At 36.7% G+C, this 19,295-nt stretch carries 16 protein-coding genes; 11 read left to right on the top strand and 5 right to left on the bottom strand.

Features of this window, described 5'->3' with window-relative positions; all coding sequences use genetic code 11:
• Positions 1–3 precede the first annotated feature (3 nt).
• Positions 4–2,967 (bottom strand): tetratricopeptide repeat protein, encoded by a 2,964-nt coding sequence (locus AC07UM_RS14595; protein WP_494683843.1) that lies wholly within the window; start codon positions 2,965–2,967, stop codon positions 4–6.
• 257 nt (positions 2,968–3,224) lie between these two features.
• Here AC07UM_RS14595 and AC07UM_RS14590 point away from each other — a divergent pair, with 257 nt between their 5' ends.
• The 4 genes from AC07UM_RS14590 to AC07UM_RS14575 all read left to right on the top strand — a co-directional run bounded on the left by AC07UM_RS14590 (position 3,225) and on the right by AC07UM_RS14575 (position 10,179).
• Positions 3,225–5,465, top strand: a complete 2,241-nt coding sequence (locus tag AC07UM_RS14590; protein WP_494683842.1) for a CocE/NonD family hydrolase — start codon at positions 3,225–3,227, stop codon at positions 5,463–5,465.
• 162 nt (positions 5,466–5,627) lie between these two features.
• Entirely contained in the window at positions 5,628–7,892 is a 2,265-nt protein-coding gene (locus AC07UM_RS14585; RefSeq protein ID WP_494683841.1) for a CocE/NonD family hydrolase, read from the top strand.
• Between the two features lie 104 nt (positions 7,893–7,996).
• Positions 7,997–9,679 (top strand): APC family permease, encoded by a 1,683-nt coding sequence (locus tag AC07UM_RS14580; RefSeq protein ID WP_494683840.1) that lies wholly within the window; start codon positions 7,997–7,999, stop codon positions 9,677–9,679.
• Positions 9,680–9,834: 155 nt separating this feature from the next.
• The gene (locus AC07UM_RS14575) at positions 9,835–10,179 is read left to right on the top strand and encodes an Mpo1-like protein (protein WP_494683839.1); all 345 of its coding nucleotides are present in this window, start codon (positions 9,835–9,837) and stop codon (positions 10,177–10,179) included.
• Between the two features lie 338 nt (positions 10,180–10,517).
• Here AC07UM_RS14575 and AC07UM_RS14570 read toward each other — a convergent pair whose 3' ends face one another.
• From AC07UM_RS14570 to AC07UM_RS14560, 3 genes are all read right to left on the bottom strand, one after another.
• Positions 10,518–10,982 carry a hypothetical protein gene (locus tag AC07UM_RS14570; protein WP_494683838.1) on the bottom strand — a complete coding sequence of 155 codons (465 nt, stop codon included), beginning with the start codon at positions 10,980–10,982 and terminating at the stop codon, positions 10,518–10,520.
• A 25-nt stretch (positions 10,983–11,007) separates the two neighbouring features.
• The gene (locus tag AC07UM_RS14565) at positions 11,008–11,466 is read right to left on the bottom strand and encodes a lipocalin-like domain-containing protein (RefSeq protein ID WP_494683837.1); all 459 of its coding nucleotides are present in this window, start codon (positions 11,464–11,466) and stop codon (positions 11,008–11,010) included.
• Positions 11,467–11,573: 107 nt separating this feature from the next.
• Positions 11,574–13,595 (bottom strand): hypothetical protein, encoded by a 2,022-nt coding sequence (locus AC07UM_RS14560; RefSeq protein WP_494683836.1) that lies wholly within the window; start codon positions 13,593–13,595, stop codon positions 11,574–11,576.
• Between the two features lie 147 nt (positions 13,596–13,742).
• Between AC07UM_RS14560 and AC07UM_RS14555 the strand changes: the two genes are divergently transcribed.
• Positions 13,743–14,357 (top strand): DUF4377 domain-containing protein, encoded by a 615-nt coding sequence (locus tag AC07UM_RS14555; RefSeq protein ID WP_494683835.1) that lies wholly within the window; start codon positions 13,743–13,745, stop codon positions 14,355–14,357.
• A gap of 62 nt (positions 14,358–14,419) precedes the next feature.
• On the opposite strand, the gene AC07UM_RS14550 is transcribed toward AC07UM_RS14555, so the two are convergent.
• Complete coding sequence (locus tag AC07UM_RS14550; RefSeq protein ID WP_494683834.1) at positions 14,420–15,358, bottom strand: SPFH domain-containing protein; 939 nt, start codon at positions 15,356–15,358, stop codon at positions 14,420–14,422.
• 198 nt (positions 15,359–15,556) lie between these two features.
• On the opposite strand from AC07UM_RS14550, the gene AC07UM_RS14545 reads away from it, so the two are divergent.
• The 6 genes from AC07UM_RS14545 to AC07UM_RS14520 all read left to right on the top strand — a co-directional run bounded on the left by AC07UM_RS14545 (position 15,557) and on the right by AC07UM_RS14520 (position 19,295).
• Positions 15,557–16,129 (top strand): Crp/Fnr family transcriptional regulator, encoded by a 573-nt coding sequence (locus AC07UM_RS14545; RefSeq protein ID WP_103232258.1) that lies wholly within the window; start codon positions 15,557–15,559, stop codon positions 16,127–16,129.
• A gap of 97 nt (positions 16,130–16,226) precedes the next feature.
• A complete protein-coding gene (locus tag AC07UM_RS14540; protein WP_494683833.1) occupies positions 16,227–16,760 on the top strand; it encodes a YceI family protein in 534 nt (177 codons plus the stop codon).
• Positions 16,761–16,799: 39 nt separating this feature from the next.
• On the top strand, positions 16,800–17,018 hold the full coding sequence (locus AC07UM_RS14535) for a tautomerase family protein (protein ID WP_236854114.1): 219 nt from the start codon (positions 16,800–16,802) through the stop codon (positions 17,016–17,018).
• Between the two features lie 7 nt (positions 17,019–17,025).
• Entirely contained in the window at positions 17,026–17,760 is a 735-nt protein-coding gene (locus tag AC07UM_RS14530; protein ID WP_494683832.1) for an SDR family NAD(P)-dependent oxidoreductase, read from the top strand.
• A complete protein-coding gene (locus tag AC07UM_RS14525) occupies positions 17,757–18,209 on the top strand; it encodes a nuclear transport factor 2 family protein (RefSeq protein WP_494683831.1) in 453 nt (150 codons plus the stop codon). Before AC07UM_RS14530 ends, AC07UM_RS14525 begins: the two co-directional genes overlap by 4 nt.
• A gap of 12 nt (positions 18,210–18,221) precedes the next feature.
• Positions 18,222–19,295, top strand: coding sequence for an NAD(P)H-dependent flavin oxidoreductase (locus tag AC07UM_RS14520; RefSeq protein ID WP_494683830.1), 1,074 nt, complete (start codon positions 18,222–18,224; stop codon positions 19,293–19,295).

Raw genomic sequence — 19,295 nt, 5'->3', positions numbered from 1 at the left:
GTACTATTTCTTAATTTGTTTTTTAACTTCTTTTGCTTCTGCAACGATTTCAGGGAAATCCTTATAGTTCGCAATGATCTGGTCGCATGTATAACTTGCCTGGTAGTTATCTTTCAGGCCGATATAGTTTTTGGCCATCAATACCAAGGCTTTTGCTCCCCAGAATTCTTCCGAAGCATAGTTATTGGCAAGCTTAAAGATCGTTTCATTAGAAGACTTAAATGCTTTTCCTTTATTCTGATAATATGCTTTCGCATACAAAGCTTCTGCAGCTACTGAAGTATTGGATGATTTTTCAAGAGAAACATAAGCAGACTGTGCGTCTTTATCTTTTCCTGAGTTCATCAGACTTCTTGCTTTAATGACTTTCGCCGTTTCAATTACTGCTGCTGAGTTTTTAGAATTAGCGATCACTGCATTGGCTAATTTTTCAGCTTCAGAGAAGTTCTTTTCTTCAGCGTACAGTTTCATCAGCTCCACATTCGCATAGTTTTTAATGCTGATATCGGAAGAATTTTTAATGCCTTCAAGATACTTTTTCGCTTCCGCAGTATTCCCTTGTGCAATAAATATTTGAGCTAAACGAGTTTGTGCATCATCCTGGTAATCGTTCTGAATTCCAGCTACTTCCTGAAGTACAAGTAAAGCTTTAGTTGAATTATTAGTCTGATAATAACTTTCTCCCAATTCATACTTCGCCTGATACAATCCTTCCCCTGTTGGGTTTTGGGTCAGGTACTTTTCGTAGTAAGAAATAGCGTTCTTATAATCTTTCTTCGAGAAGTATTGTTTTCCGGTAGATAAGTTGATCTCATCAATTTCAGCAGCATCTACATTCACCCCGATATTTCTAGCAAAAGCTTCATATCCGGAAACGTCTCCGTTTTTCGTGAAGATAGGTTTTGCCGCCTGAACGATCTTCTGAGCATACGCCGTATTTTTATACTGTTCGCCCAAAGACTTCAACTCAGAAAGTGCTTTGTCACTCTGGTTCTGATCGATATAGTTTTGTGCTCTGTAAATGGAAGCATTAGCGATCAGGTCTTTGTCTGATGATGATTTAATCACTTTTCCGAAATAATCATTCGAATTGGCAAAGTCATCCTGAGCAGCATATGCTGTTCCTATTTCATATTGGGCATCATCGTAATATTCGGAATCCGGATATTTCGATAAAAGGTTTTTAAGGTTAGTGATCTTCGCCTGTGTATCTCCTTTAAATCCTAAAGCCATCGCTTTTTGATAGACAGTATAATCCGTTGCATCTTCATTTTTATCATAGATAGCAATCGCTTCATTCAGATCATTATTGGCATAATGGATATCTGCCAAACGAAGCTCTGCATCATTTTTAAATTCCGGTTTCGGATTGGTAAGATACTGCTTGAAGTAGGTAGCAGCCTGATCAAATTTTTTGGATTTAAAGTAAGCATACCCTAAATCATAAGGCAGCTGTTGTTTTTCAGGGAAGCTTTCAGTAAGAAGCTTTTCATATCGAACAATGGCAGACGGATAATTTCCTTTCTGGTAATATACCTGAGCCAGCCAATATAAAGCCCTGCTGTTGAATTCTTTATTGATATTAAAACCAAGACTTCTTAAGAAATATTTCTCAGCCTCATCATAATTTCCTTTGTTGAATTCTTCAGTCCCTAATAAATAAGAAACTTCCTGATCCACCTTGTTGATGTCAGGAGTAGAACTCTGCAATTTGTCAATCGCGTTCAGAGTTTCTTTATAATTTCCGGAGTACAGATATGATTTCACGAGTAGTGACCTCATTTCTGAAGCATTGGCTCCGTTCTGGTTATCGTTGATATAACTTTGGATAACTGCTGAAGGACTTTCAAAAGGGTTACCGATATCGTAACTTAACTTAGCATACTGCTCATGAGCCAGTTTTTTCACTTTCGCATCATAATCCATCTGGTAAGAAGAACGGAATGCAGAAAGAGCCTCCTGCTTTTTATCTACTGCCAGGTATGCATTTCCTAACTGATAATAAGCATTCTGTGCCAAAGCCGAATTGCTGTTAAGAAGCTGGTTGTAATAAGAAACCGCTTCATCATATTTTTTTAACTGTGCAGCCACAAATCCCATCTCATACAAATCGTTTTCAGATGGATTTTGCTGTACGCTCAGATAATCTTTCAAATGTGGATAGGCAGAAGTATAGTCATTTTTCATAAAATAACTCTCTCCGATGATCTTATGAACTTCCGCTTTATAAGAGTCAGAAATATTTTCTTTCAATAGAGCGGTTCCTTCCGTAATTGCCTGATCGTAGTTCTTATCATTATAGTACATCTGTACATAATAAGGACGTACAAGCTTAGAGAACTTATCCTGATCCTTTATAGAATCAAAATACTGGAAAGCTTTATCATTTTGTCTGTTGCTGTAATATAAATGCCCCAGCATATAAGCGATATCTCCCTTTTGGGACTGATCTGCTGTTTTATAGGCTTCTTCCAGAGCATCCGTTGCTCCCTTAGAGTCACCCATCATGAATTTTGCATATCCAAGCTTCAGAATATACTGTGTATTTTCCTCTTTCGAAAGTTGGTACTGATTTACTTTTTTCAAAGTCTCCAACGCTTTTTCAAAATCTTTTTTCGCTAAGTAGTAATCTGCCAACGGAAGATTAGCCTGTGCAAAATAAGCAGAATTCGGGTATTCTTTCATGAAAGCTGTTAACCCTTCTTCAGCATGATTTTTCTGAAGAATCACACCGATTACATTATCAAAAAACTGCGCAGCTTCCTTTTTCGAACGGGACAAATTCTGATTGTAGAAATATTGTCTTGCATATTCGTATTGAGAAGCATTGTATATTTTGGTCTGATAAAGATTTTCGGCTAGATTGAACCTGTAGTTTTCTTTCTGGGTAAAATATTGGGACTGTTGAGCATCGGAGATTCCGAAATAAATTACTGCAGCCGCTAAGAGTATTTTTTTTGATTTCATTCTTCTTGATATAAGAATATTAGTCTAAATAAGTTAACGAAAATATTAAAAACTTATTGTTTAAGCAAGTTTTAACAAACTTAATGGTGATAAATAGTGATTTTACAACAATGAAAATTTTCTCACTGTTCAATGATAAAATTTACTACTTTCGTCTGATAAAATGTAAACAATTTTAATAAATAGTTATCAAAAACATATTTAAGTTTGATACTTTCTGAACAACAGCTAAAAACATACCATAAACACACCATCACATGAAATTTAAGATACTTTTAGCATTAATTTTTGTAAACCTGATACAGGCACAAAAGTTTTACTTTCCAAAGACCGCTGTAACAGACTCTGTTACATTGGAAAAACAGATTCCGGGACTCGCTCAGCAAGTGATTCCGCTCCTTCAATCTGCAAAGTACAAACCGGAAAATAATATTGACCTTATGGACAACCTTTTCCGTTTGCAGATGGCTACGCAAGATTATAAAAAATCGATTGCCTCTCTTTCCGAAAACCGAAATCTGTTTGCCGATCACAATATGGCTGGCTATAGATTGATGGGATTTGAATTGTACAGTATGGCTAAAATGGCACAAAAGGAAAACAATAGTTCCTTTTCCAATGCTCTTCAGAAAGTCTTTACTCAAAAATATGAAAGCCTTCCGGAAAAGCTGACTCCCAGACTTAAACTTGTCCTTGATGGAGACGTGGCAGAATTCAGAAAACAACTGAAAAAAGTACTGGATAAGCAAAAAGACAAAGACAGTATTGATTACAAAACAGCCCTTGCGCTATGCAAATCTTATATCAATTATAAGACGTATGCCAGCATCAAACCTCAGGTTATAGAATTACTGGCATCAAAAGACAAAGAGAGATTCATCATTGAAACCAAAGATCTTAAGATAAAAAACGGAAATACCTTAACGATTACCATTGTTAGAAAAAAGGGAAATACTTCCCCACTTCCTGTTATTCTTACCAATAATATCTATGCAGGTTCGTTTGATGAACTCTTTGGAAAGAGAGCAGCTGTTTATAATTATGTAGGAGCAATTGTCAATACCCGAGGTAAAAGGAACAGTAATAATGTAAACAATCCTTTTGAGCATGAGTCGGAAGACATCTTTGAAGTGATAGACTGGGTAAGCAAACAGCCATGGTCTGACGGAAAAGTCGGAATGATCGGCGGAAGCTATCTGGGTTTCAGCCAGTGGGCGGCAGTAAAAAAACTGCATCCGGCATTAAAGACTATCGTACCACAGGTTGCAGTAGGAATCGGGATTGATTATCCTGCTCAGAATAATATCTTCATGAGCTATATGCTGCAATGGATACAGTATGTGACCAATAACAAATTTACTGATGAAAAAGATTTTGCCAACGCCGTAAAATGGGATTCTATCAATACAAAATGGTATAAGAGCGGTAGGTCATTCAGATCTTTAGATACGATAAGCGGAAAACCCAGCAAAATATTCCAACGATGGCTGGATCATCCTGGATACGATCAGTATTGGCAAAAAATGGTTCCTTACAAAGAGGATTTTTCCAAAATCAATATTCCTATCCTAACCACGACAGGATATTATGATGATGATCAGATTGGTGCACTCTATTATTTTAAGCAACATCACCAATACAACAAAAATGCAAATCATTATCTGGTCATAGGTCCTTACAATCATGGAGGGGCACAAAGTTTCGGATTTACTTATGTGAATGGCAATCCTATTGATCCGGCAGCCAGAATAAGTATCGATGATCTTGCTTTTTCATGGTTTGATTATATTCTTAAAGGAGGTAAAAAACCGGAAATTTTAAAAGATAAAATCAATTTTCAGGTGATGAATACCAATACCTGGAAACATGTGGCTGATCTTGACAAGATGCATACTTCTTCCGTGAAGTTCTACCTTCAGGACAAGAAAAACACGGCTTCGGTATTTAATAAGCCTGAGACTAAAAACTTCACAACTCAGATTGTTGATTTTAAAAACAGAGACCAGAAAGACATTTACTACAAAGTCAGCAAAAAAGATAGTATAAAAATGACTCATTCTGTTGCTTTTGAAAGCGAAGTTCTTGATAAAGACATAATTATCAGCGGAAATCTGTCCGGAACCTTTAATATTTCCATCAACAAAAAAGACTTTGATACGGATACTTATCTGTACCAGCTTTCACCGGATGGAAAAACCTATTTACTATCTACTCATATTGTGAGAGCCAGCTATGCGAAGAATAATGAAAAACGACAACTCCTTGAACCGAATAAAATGGAACAAATTCCGATTAACAACTCTTATTTTATGAGCAAAAAAATAGAAAAAGGAAGTAAACTGCTTTTATTGGTAGGGGTTAATAAAAACCCTAACTGGCAGATCAATTATGGATCAGGCAAGGATGTAAGTGACGAAACGATAAACGATTCCGGGGAACCTCTTGAGATAAAATGGTACAATGACAGCTATGTGGAAATCCCTGTTTATAAAGAGTAAAAAAAACCTTTGTTTGAGCAGATTTTAGCAGACTTTATATGATAAAACAACAACGAAATCATTTCATACTTTAATGATAAAAATTCTTAATTTAGTCCGCTAAAAAATAACCAATTGAGTTTGATGGGATACTTTTCATCAGAAGCTCAAAACATAACATTAATGAAATTTAAAATACTTTTAGCATTATTTTTTGTCAATCTAATGCAGGCCCAGAAGTTTTACTTTCCGAAAGCAGCAGTAACAGATTCTGTAATTTTGGAAAAACAAATCCCCGAACTTGCTTTAAAGGTAATTACTGAATATCAATCTCCTAAAAACAAACCGAAGTATCCGCTCACATTTTTAGATAATCTGTTTCGTTTACAGCTCGCTGCGAAGGATTACAAAAATTCTATTGCAAGTTTAGCTGATTACCGTAAGGAATATGCAGATCATAACATGGCAGGGAACAAATATCTTGCTTATGAAATCTACAGTATGGCCAAGCTGATGGAAAAGGATAAAAAAATTTTGTTTCCCGATGCTCTTCAAGCCGCCTTTGCTACAAAATATGAAAGTTTATCCGAGCCGCTGACTGCCAAAGTAGGGGCTACTCTGGATATTGATTCAGATGTAAAAGTGCATAAAAAAACACTGAAAGCAGCACTTGACAAACAAAAAGATAAGGACAGTATAGACTATTCTTCCGCTCTGGCTTTATGTAAAAACTATGTCAATTATAAGACCCACTCAAGCATCAAGCCCCAGATTATGCAGCTGTTTAGAGCAAAGGAGCAGGAAAAATTCATTATCGAAACCCAAATCCTTACTTTAAAAAAAGGAACAAAACTCACCATTACGATTGTACGAAAAAAAGAAAACACGTCTCCTCTTCCCGTTATTCTTACCAATAATATTTATGCCGGAGAACTTGTAGATGCAGGAATGGGGAAAAGAGCGGCAGTTTACAATTACGTAGGAGCTGTGGTTAACACCCGCGGAAAAAGAGACAGCAATGACCCCAATAATCCGTTTGAAGATGAAGCACAGGATCTTTATGAAGTAATAGACTGGGTAAGCAAACAACCGTGGAGCAATGGTAAAGTAGGAATGATAGGCGGAAGTTATTTAGGATTCAGCCAATGGGCAGCTGCCAAAAAACTACACCCTGCTTTGAAAACCATTGTACCTCAGGTTTCGGTAGGAATCGGAATAGATTATCCTGATCAAAATAATGTATTCAAGGCCTATATGATCCAATGGATTCACTATGTCACCAATAATAAGCTGACTGATGAAATAAGCTTTAATAATGATACAAAATGGGATTCTATCAATACAGCATGGTACAAAAGTGGCAGATCATTCAGAGCCTTGGATTCTTTAAGCGGGAAACCCAATAAAATATTCCAAAGATGGCTGGATCATCCTGGTTATGATAAATACTGGCAAAATATGGTTCCTTATAAAAAAGATTTTGCCAAAATAAACATTCCGGTTTTAACGACTACAGGCTATTATGATGCTGATCAGATCGGAGCATTATACTATTATAAAGAACATCACAAATACAACAAAAACCCTAATCACTATTTAGTGATAGGACCTTATGATCATGCAGCAGCTCAAAGCTATGGATACAATTATGTTTATGTTTACGGCTATGGAAATCTACTCATAGATCCTGTAGCCAGAATAAGTATTGATAAACTTGCTTTTTCATGGTTCGATTATATTCTGAAGGATGGCAAAAAACCCGAACTTCTGAAAGATAAAGTCAATTTTCAGATTATGAACAGCAATACATGGAAACATGTTCCTACTCTTGATAAAATGCACTCGTCTTCTCTTAAATTTTACCTTCAGGATCGTAAAAACGATTCTTCGGTTTTTGAAAAACCCGGAACTGAACAATTTACCAAACAGACCATTGATTTTAAAGACAGAAAACCGAAATATCTTTATCATACAGTAAGCAAACAGGATAGTGTGTATGTAACTAATTCTCTTTACTTTGAAAGTGAAATTCTGGACAGAGATGTTATAGTAAGCGGTAATTTATCCGGAATATTCAACGTTTCCATCAACAAGAAGGATTTTGATCCCAAAACCTCATTATATCAGGTACAGCCGGATGGTAAGACATTTTTATTATCTACGCATCTTACCCGAGCCAGCTATGCAAAAAACAATTCCAAACGTCATCTGCTTAAGCCTGGCAAAAAGGAGAAGATCCCGATCAAAAACTCATTTTTCATGAGCAAAAAAATAGAAAAGGGAAGTAAACTGGTCTTATTGGTAGGGGTTAATAAAAATAAGAACTGGCAGGTCAATCATGGTACAGGAAAAAATGTAAGTGATGAAACTGTAAAAGATGCTGGTGAGCCTCTGGAAATAAAATGGTACAACGACAGTTATGTGGAAATACCTGTTTATAAGGATTAAAGATTTCCGGTAAACTATTTTTATTCAAATGTTTTTAACAACTGTTAACATCAAAATAAAAAATCATTACATTTGCTTTTTTTCAAATCAAATATAGTTATTGAATGAGTCAACTTTTTAGAAGAAAAATCTATTCAGATACAGATACTTCAACAGGACTTTTAAGAGTCTTAGGGGTATGGGACATCGTATTTTTTGGTATTGCGGCTATTATTGGAGCTGGGAGTTTCAGCAGTCTGGGGGAAGCCGTTTTCAGAGGTGGCCCGGGTGTTATCCTTCTATATTTGATTTGTGGTTTTGCCTGTGGATTTACCGCTTTATGCTATGCTGAATTTGCCAGCAGAATTCCAACCGCAGGTTCTGCCTATACCTATGCTTATGCCAGTTTTGGAGAACTGATCGCCTGGATAATCGGCTGGGCCCTGATTATGGAGTATTCTTTTGGGAATATTTATGTAGCCTTTTCCTGGTCAGATTATTTCACCAGTTTCCTGGGACGCCTCGGGATGCATATTCCAGATTACCTTACCTGCAGCTATACGGAAGCTAGAAAAGCCGTTCAATATGGTTCAGAGAATAAAGAACTGTTGAATGCATGGAACACGGCTCCATTGATTGGAAGCTTGAAATTCATCGTAGACATTCCGGCTTTAGTGATTAATGGTTTGATAACATGGCTTTGCTATGTAGGGGTAAAAGAAAGTAAAAACTTCAACAACTCGCTGGTTATCTTAAAACTAGCAGTGATTATACTGGTAATTTTTGTGGGATGTGCGTATGTCAGTACTGAAAATTGGACCCCTATTAGCCCTACAACCGGAACACCTTCCTTCATGCCGAATGGCTTCGCCGGAGTAATGAGTGCTGTATCCGGAGTATTCTTCGCCTACATTGGGTTTGATGCCTTAAGTGTGCTTTCTGAAGAGACCAAAGATCCGCAAAAAACCCTACCAAAAGGAATGATCATCTCTCTTGTACTGTGTACTGTGATCTATATTGCATTGACACTTGTATTAACAGGAATGGTAGATTACAAGAAATTTGATGGTGTGGGAGATCCGCTTTCATTCATATTTGAAAAAACCAATGCTAATGTAGCCTGGATGGAACTTGTGGTTTCTTTCGTTGCCATCGTTGCCATTACCACTGTACTATTGGTGTTCCAGATGGGACAGCCGAGAATCTGGTATGCAATGAGCCGTGATGGGCTGATGCCTGCAAGGTTTCAGAAGGTACATCCTAAATATAAAACACCATCCTATGCAACTGTCGTTACCGGAATTGTAGTAGGTATTCCTATCTTGTTTACCGATAAAACATTTATTCTGGATTTTACAAGCATCGGAACTATTTTCGCATTCGTATTGGTATGTGCAGGGGTACTTCTTCTTCCTGCTAAAGAAAAAATAAAGGGCAGATTTCACCTTCCTTATGTGAATGGTAAAATCATTTTCCCTATTGTTTTCATTGGTGCATTACTTGTATTTTATAAATGGCAGCCAGAATTTTTTGATAATCTGATGAATTGGTCAGATCCTAAAGAAGGAGAATTCAGAGCATCTATTTTCTTCTTTATTATCATCAATTTGGTCTTATGTGTAGTTGCTTTTATCAAGAACTTATCATTGATTCCATTGGTTGGATTAAGCTCATGTTTGTATCTTCTCACCGGAATGAGCCATGAAAACTGGTTCTGGTTCGGAATGTGGTTCCTCATTGGCATGGTGATTTACTTCTGCTATGGCTACAAAAACAGTAAACTTGGAAAAGAATTAAGGAATAGCTAAGGAATAATTAGCACAACTGCGAAAGGCAAAATGGCAAAAAAGTTAAACCCAATGGAGAGACTGATTTGCGATTTTGCCTTTTTCTTTTTATCTCTTATTACAAAATCGGCAGAATTATTGCTTTAACTACAATATAATCAATAAACTAGACGACCATGGCTGAAAGAATCAAAACCTACAAAGAGTTTTATCAGTTTTATCTTACAGAACACAGTAAAACAGGAACCCGAATTTTTCATTTTATCGGAACTTTTCTCGTATTTTTCGTTATATGGTATGTCATCAGCTCCGGAAAGGAAAGGTTTCTATGGTATATTCCGATTGTAGGCTACGGCTTTGCCTGGTTCAGTCATGCTGTGATTGAAAGAAACAAACCGGCTACTTTTAAATATCCTTTATGGTCTTTAATTTCAGATTTCAGATTGTTTTTCGAATTGCTTATTGGTAAACAGAAATTCTTTGGGGCTGGCAATCGACCTCAGAAGCAGGAACAGCCTTAATTTTTTTTTCTTGTCTCTTATATACAAAAAGTACTGGGTGTTGGGAAACGAAAAGACGCAGGAACTTCATACTTTGAGTATATTTTAAGGCGAAAGAAAATCTTAGATTTTAAGCAAATGATACGTTATTATTTTTCTCGCAGATTATGGAGATTTCCCAGATTTTTTCACAAGCATTTGCTCAATCTGCGAGAGATCAAAAAACAGGCAGTTTTTAATTTTATCGGAGATAAAATTCTTACGCCTTAAAGACATTTAGCTTGAAAAAAACTTAGCGCCATTGCGTTTTCCAACCTCCACTTTTCTATTGAGATTGCTTCATCTTCGGTTCACAATGACTACAACTCAGTGGAATTTTGCTTGCCTGGATAAAGCTTCTTCCCTATCAGATATCCCAGTGAAGGCAAAATAAGTGACAGCATCACCGGGAATACCAATGATAGACCAGAGCCCTCAAGAATGACCGTTAAAGGAAACAAATACCCATTATAAACAATAAGCGCCAGGGTAAAAAGAAAACTATCACTATTGCCCGTAGACAGGATATTGAAATCATTTCCAAACTGATCAAACAAGCCTGAGCAGATCAACAGGAAAACATTCACAAAAAACATCCACAGAACGGTCCTGTAGATCATTCCTTTCTTTGCATTCAGATATCCGGCAAAGATTAAAAAAAGAGATAAAATCCCCGAAACGGCATAATCTAAGCCGGACATAGCAACCTCACTTCCTGTTCTTCCAAAAAAATAGACTGCATACAGTATAAGATTCAGAAGATATATTATCGTTACATAATTCATAGATCAGAAAGTCTATTATTTATAATCAGTATTTTTTTTCAAGAATATCGTAATGAACAGTGTTTACCATTTTTTCAGCAAGAGCATCACCATCTACTTTGATCCGTGTAGGATTATAGGTTGAAAAAGTCATGGTATTATCTTTATTCAATGTCACTTCTACCTCTTCGAGGATATTTTGCTCATCTGCATAAAACTGGATTCTGTTTTCTACAATTCTCCAAAAAGAAAGTCTAGGTTCAGATGGGCTGCAATCACCAGTACTTCCTTCTACATAATTATAAACAGCAAAACCATCTTCTCTAATCGCATAATTCCGCATCAAACGGCAGTTATCAAATTGTTTTATCACTTTCTTTTTATTTTCATAAAACCCAGCTTCTTTCAGTTTCCAGAATCCGGTAACATTTTCTTTGGTTAATTTCTGTGCATTGATGAAAGGAGAAAATACAGCAAAAGAGGTAAGAAAAAATATCTTATACATAAATGATTTTGTGTCTTTTTGGGGATTAAACGAATATAACAATTAGAATAAGATGTTTCAGCGGGCGGCTTCGCCGCCCGCTGAAACATCGAACTTTAAACTGAATTTTATTTAAATTTTTTCTTAAAACTGAATTTAAGCCTGTTCATCAAACCTGGTTCTATAATGTCAATTCCCAGTCCGAAATTACTGTCTGCAACGGTATGATGGTCGGTTCTGAACTTTTCAAACTCACTTTTCGGAATTTCAGTATTGATCAGAGGATGGTGTTCAATAGATACGCTTGCTCCATTCTTGTTCACCTTTTTACGGCTTTTATAGTCAAAATACGGATTCGCAATGGTACTTTCCTGAATAGTATATTTTTCATCTGTATCAATTTTCTGATCCGTATGCAGGTTAATTTCATATCTCTCACTGTCGAAATTATGCCAGAATGGTAAATCTTCATGCATAAAATCCCTGGCACTTGCCTTCACTACATTCCGGTCAAAGTACATCAGGAAACGGTTTTTTTCTGGATCTACATAATAAGGGTTATCAACAATAGCAGTATATTGAATCTTAACCTCATTCAGCCTTTTGTCATCACTCACCACGTCAATGGCGGCATCTTTGAATACGCTTCGTACATCTGTACCGTTTCTGTCACTGGAATAATTAAGTGCATAGAAAAGGAAGCTGTTCCAGCTGTCTATAATTTCTCTTTTATTGGTACTTTTAAAATACCTTCTCATGGCATTGGCCCTGTTTCCTTTATAAGTAGTTGACAGCATAAACTTTCCTGTAGTCCCCTGGACATTGAAATCTATTTTTTCATTAATACAGAAATAAGGAAATTTATAAGGTTTTCTCACCTGCAGCTCCTGATCTTTTTTCACTTCAAGATAATGCATAAAAAACATGAACCCTCTGTTTTCTATCAATCCGAATTCATCACGAATCGTCGCATCAATGAAATATTCCTGCCCTTTGTAATTTACTTTTACCACAACATGATTGAAGTTTAAAAGGGAAGGCAGATAATATTTGATATAATAATCTGTATTGAAATTCACCAGCACTACAGACGCTTCTACCCCTATATAATCAAGGATTACTTTTAGCAAAACTGATTTCGCTTTACAATCTCCCTGCTTGTTTTCGTAGGTTACTGAAGGCTCCTGTGGCTTATGCCCATTCATTTCATCAGCATTGAAGATATAGTAAACATGGTTCTGAACATATTCTATTGCAAACTGAAGTTTCTCATCCTGATCAGCAATAGCATCTAATTTTTCAATCAGGTTCGGAGCAAAATCCTTTAAAGAAGAGGCATTAAAAATCTCCTCATAAATAGGAACAATATAATTAGACAGATCTTTCCAGTTGCTATCTGTAGCAAAATCTATATAAGGAAAAATCTCACGCCCGGAATCTACAGGATTGATATAATTCTGCTCTTCAATCACAAACCTCTCTCCTTTTTTCAAAAGATTAGTTTCCGGTTCCAGAACATTGCCCTGCTCATCTCTGAAAAATGTTTTTTTGTAGGCAATAGCCTGCTCACGATCATTGATAAAAGTAAACTTAAAACTGCCATATGCCCAATAATTATCAGGACTTACCCATACATATTTTGAGAATTCTTTTCTGAGAAAATCGCGGTCCGTAAATTCTTTAATCCTTGAATCTTCTAAGATCAATACATCATACAGCCTGAGATCTTTAATCGTAATATTGATCTTTTTATTACTGCTCAGCACCCCTCCGCTGCTTTGATTTTCGCTGTCAAGAACTTTAATATTAGTATCCGGAATTTTGTCTATCAGCACCCCCTCTCTCAAAACACTGATCCTATGAATCTGATAAACTTCATTTTCTTCAACAATCACATCAGAAGCGGAGGCCCTCTCCAGATTCCCCGGTTCGTTCAGGGTATATGCCATGCAGACATACTCACTGTTTTCTGTATTGCTTGTATAGTATTTTTTATCTAAAAAGTAGCAGTAATCCCGGCCTTCATCAATTTGTCTTTTGGCAAACTCGGAGTCTTTGATCAGGTCTATTATTTCCTGATCTCCAATATTTCCTGCCCACATTTCAGGTTTTTGAATCCTGTAATTTTCAACTTGCATTTGATTATTCATATGTATTTTAGTATTTATTTTTTGGCTAGCATTTTAATAAATTCAAATTAAATGATTAAAAAAATAAAAAGCAATAGCAGAAGTACTACAAATTGAGGAAAGCCAATTTCGGCATAGTAATTGCGAGGTATGGGAAAAATCAAGTTTATGAAAAGTATAGCAACAATTCTAAAAGGGGCAGCACCCGCATTAGCATTATTTGCAATGACGCAATGTACAACAACAGCCGGTGCATCCGCTGGCGATGAAAAAACGTTCATCGTAGGACCACAAACAGCCAATTGTACAGGAGTAGCTCCTATGAAATGTCTGCAGGTAAAGGAAAATGCTGCTGGAAACTGGACCAATTTTTACAGCAATATTGAAGGATTTACGTATGAGCCGGGTTATGAATATGTTTTAAAGGTAAAAACAGAAAAAATTGCCAATCCTCCAGCTGACGGATCTTCTATAAAATACACCTTGGTAAAGCAGGTTTCTAAAACGAAAAAAGCAGGAATGGCAGCCAACGAAAAAACACTTATTGTAGGACCACAGACGGTAGATTGCTCCGCAGGAGCGGGACGTATGAAATGTATGCAGGTAAAGGAAAATGCTTCTGAAAGCTGGACTAATTTTTACAGCAATATCGAAGGATTCACATATGAGCCGGGTTACGAATATGTTTTAAAAGTAAAAACAGAAAAAATCGATAATCCTCCGGCAGATGCTTCTTCCATCAAATATACATTGATAGAACAGGTTTCTAAAACGAAGAAATAATAAAAAATCTCCCGAAAACTTCGGGAGATTTTTTTATTAAAATTGGTTTCAATTTTTATTTCCTAAAATCCTGATTCTTTTTGAGGTGGATCCGGATATTTGCCTTTACTAGCCTCTCCTACTGTATTTGCAGTGGTCATTGCTACTACAAGATCATTCAGCATACTGCTTGCAGCCGTAGGTGAATTGGGAAGAAGAACCAGATTGCTTCTGTTACTTGCTCCTATGGAGTGTAATGTATCATAATGCTGCGTGACAACGATAAGCGCTGATGCTTCGTGTGAATTGATTTCTACATTATTCAGCATTCTTACAGACTCCTCAAGTCCTTTTGCAATTTCCCTTCTTTGGTCGGCAATCCCCTGCCCCTGCAGTTTTTTAGATTCTGCTTCTGCTTTTGCCACGGCTACAATTCGGATTCTTTGTGCTTCAGATTCGTATTCTGCAGCTGTTTTTTCTCTCTCTGCCGCGTTGATTCTGTTCATCGCATGTTTTACCTGCTCATCCGGATCAATATCTGTGACCAAAGCTTTGATAATATCATACCCATAGCTATTCATAGCTTCCTGAAGTTCACTTTTCACGGCAATTGCCACATCGTCTTTTCTTACAAAAACATCATCCAGTTTCAGTTTCGGAACCTCAGCACGTACCACATCGAATACAAAAGAGGTAATTTGATTTTCAGGATTTTCCAAACGGTAGAACGCATCTCCTACCTGCTCTCTGATGACCTGATACTGAACGGAAATTTTCATTTTGATGAAAACGTTGTCTAATGTTTTCGTATCAATCATTACATCCAGCTGCTGAATTCTCAGATTCAGTCTTTTGGCGATCTGATCTATGATTGGCAGTTTAAGATGAAGCCCTGAATGTTTCACCCCCCGAAACTTTCCGAAACGTTCGATAATAGCAGCCGTTTCCTGCTTAACGACAAAAAACGAAGCGAATAAAATAATAAGCCCAAAGAAAATAAAGGGCGCTAAATATATACTCATAGTTTTAATTTTTAATAATATGTCGTACTAAATCCTGTTTCGTTAAAAACATTTTTTATTACTGCCTGCTTAAATATAAGAAAAATAAATGTAAGACCCAGAACACGACTCATTGAAAATCAAGCTTAAACATTCTTACTTATTTTTAAATTAAAATTATTCCGAAAAAGACTTATTTTTGAATATTCATTACACATCATGATCAATTCTAAAGAAATATTAAAAGATCATATTTCAAAATTCACATCTCTCACTGAAGAGCAGCTGGATTATGTTCTTGGACATTTTAATCTGATTACTTTAAAAAAAGGACAAAGCTTAATATCGGAGGGCGATTTCGTCAATCATGAATATTTCGTTCTGGAAGGCTGCCTGAAAGCATTTTACGTTAATGACAGCATGAAAATGTTTATTCTTCAGTTTGCCATGCCAACCTGGTGGGTAACAGATTTTGATGCGCTTTACAATACAACAAGGGCTACCATTAATGTAGATTGTATCACCAATGCAAGCATTCTCTCTATTTCTAACGAAGACAGGGAGAAAATCTGCAATGAAATTCATGAGGTAGAACATTTTTTCAGATGGAGAACGAATAAAGGATATGTAGCAGCACAGAAACGTCTGCTATCTTTTATGAATAATGATGCTAAATTCCGGTATCAGGAGCTTTTATCCATGTATCCTCAACTGTACAATCTCGTTCCGAAACATCTGATTGCTTCTTATTTGGGAGTAACCAGAGAAACCCTCAGCAGACTTCATCAATAAAAAACCTTTTATTCTTGTTCCTATTTTGTGAGGTACATCACGTAACTATTTCTTTCGATCGGCTGAACTTTGTGTCATTATTTAAACCCAATAAAAAATGGACACAAAAAATTTTAAAATCAATCATGAAATCAGTACAATCAACTGGATCGGAAGAAAGGTAACCGGAGCTCATCATGGAACAATCGGTGTAAAAGAAGGAAACTTCAAGTTCGAAGACGGGAAACTTGTATCAGGAAAGTTTGTCATTGATACCCGCACCATTAAAATCCTTGATATTGAGGATTCTGAAACCAATACACAATTTGCCCAACATCTGGCATCGGATGATTTCTTTAATTCTGATCAGTTTCCTGAAGCTTTTTTTGAAATCACGCATGCTGAACCGGGTGATCAGAATCTCTATTACGTAAAAGGAGATCTTACAATAAAAGGAATTAAACATCCTATCGACACCAGCCTGCACATTGTAGCAACAGACAATACAGCAGTTCTGGATACTAAAATTGTGGTCGACAGAACGAAATTCAATATCAAATTCAGATCATCCAATTTCTTCACCAACCTGGGTGACACCCTGATCTACAACAATTTTGATTTAAATATTCATCTTATTGCAGCAGCTCATTAATGCCATTCAAATATCAATTAATCTTAAAAATTCACCATCATGCCATTCATAAAAGTAGAGGTACTTCGCGAAGACATTAACCGCGAAATAAAACAACAATTAATCAGAAAAATAAGTGAAGCTGTGACTTCAGTTTTGAACAAGGATCCCCATTTGACCCACATTGTCATCAATGAAATTGAAGATGATAACTGGGGATATGCCGGAGAACAGGTTTCAGTATTAAAAGAACAAGGATTTTCAACAGAAAAAAAATAAATCAGAAATGAAAAAGCAAACCGTAATCGTAACAGGAGCATCATCAGGAATAGGATTGGAAACAGCCCGTTATTTCTTAGACAGAGGCGATCATGTAATCATCAATTCACAAACAGCTTCAAAATTAGAGGAAGTTTATCATGAATTGGGAGCCGGAGACAACCTTGCCATGGTGGCCGGAAGTGTTTCAGAGCAATCAACAGGCGAAGCATTGGTAAAAACAGCACTTGATAGATTTGGATCAATTGATGTCCTGATCAATAATGCAGGAATTTATGAGAACAAACCATTCCTGGAAGTTACTGAAGACTATCTGGATCGATTTTTAACAACAAATTTAAAAGGAACATTCTTCACAACACAGGCTGTTATTCCTCAAATGATCAAACAAAAAGACGGAGTGGTTATCAATGTGGGAACACCTTTAGTATATCACGCTATTGCAGAGTCTCCCTCCACGGCACCTATTTCGAGCAAAGGAGCTATTCATGCTCTGACCTTGCAGCTGGCTGCAGAATTTGGAAAAGATAATATACGCGTCAATACGGTGGCTCCCGGACTAATCAGAACTCCAATGCATGGTGCAGATCTGGATAATAATGCAGGACTTCACCTGATCAACCGTATCGGAGAACCGGAAGAAGTCGCTCAGATGATTCATGCTATTGCTAAAAACAAATTAATCTCCGGAGCGATCATCAACGTTGACGGAGGAATGGGTGCCGGGCATCATTTATCATGAAACTAATATTAATTATTGCATGGCTGTTCAGTTTTCCATTGAACAGTCATGCACAAAATATAAAGGATATGAAAACCAACACAACATCAGAAGCTGAAATAAGAAATGTCATTGAAAATTATTATTTCAAAGGGATTTATGAGGGGAATACTGAACTTCTAAAAAAAGCTTTCTATAAAGAGGCACTTCTTTTCGGAGATATCGATGGCGCTGCATATTTCAAAACTGCAGAACAATATATTGAAGGAGTTGGAAACCGGGTAAGCCCGGAAAAATCCGGGAAAAATTTTAAAGCAATGATTATTTCAATAGACGTCATTAATTCGATTGCCACAGTAAAATTGCATGTAAAGATGTATGATTTTAATTATTATAATTTTATAACTTTCAATAAGATAGACAACGAGTGGCTCATCGTTAATAAGACATTGACTAACGTACAACCTTAAATCAACAAAATCATGTGGAATAAAAATAGAATTACAGAGTTATTAGGAATTGAATACCCTATTCTGCAAGGTCCTTTTGGCGGAGGGCTGTCTACTGTTGAACTGACAACGACGGTGAGCAATCTTGGCGGCTTGGGAGGATTTGGAGCGTATACTTTGTTGCCACAGGAAATTTATGATATTCACAGAGAAATACAGTCGAAAACGGATAAACCTTACAACCTCAATCTCTGGGTAAATGATCATGATATTATTGATGAAGAACATACCAAAAAACAATACCAAAAGGCTGTTGAGAGTTTTAAACCTTACTTTGATCTTTTAAATACGGATATTCCCGCACCTCCATCTCCTTTCGAATCGAGGTTTCAGAATCAGCTGGAAGTCATTTTTGATATTAAGCCTAAAGTATTCAGCTTTATGTTTGGATTGCTGAACGAAAGCATTATTGAAGACCTTCACCGGCAGGGAACTGTTGTATTCGGAAATGCTACAACACTGGATGAAGCTATTGCGCTGGAAAAAACAGGAGTAGATGTGATTATAGCTTCCGGTTTTGAAAGTGGCGGCCACCGTCCTTCGTTTCTGGATCAGTCTGAGCTTTCTACAACGGGAACTTTTGTCCTGATTCAATTGATTAAAGATAAAGTAAAAATACCTATCGTGGCTGCCGGAGGAATTGCCACTGGGCGTGGAATTGCCGGAGCTTTTCAATTAGGAGCAGAAGCTGTACAAATTGGAACTGCTTTTCTGGCCACTGAGGAATCCGGAGCTTTACCTATTCACAAAGAGTTTTTATTTTCTGACGCTGCAAAATCTACATCCCTTACCAGAGCTTACACCGGAAGATTGGGACGTGGAATTACCTCAAAAATTACAAGAGATGTATTGGCAGCAACGGACAAAACACTTCCCTTTCCTTTGCAGACTCATTTTATGGGAGCGCTGAGAAAAGCAGCTTTGGAACAGCAAAAAAATGATTTCGTTTTCTTTTGGGCAGGTCAGATTGCCCCTATTTTAAAGCATAAAAAAGCCTCCACTTTAATGCAGTCATTAATCGAAGAGGCTTCTGAATTATTACAATAA

This window comes from Chryseobacterium sp. GW821-FHT04C04, assembly GCF_059420365.1.
This window is presented reverse-complemented; position numbering and strand designations above follow the sequence as displayed.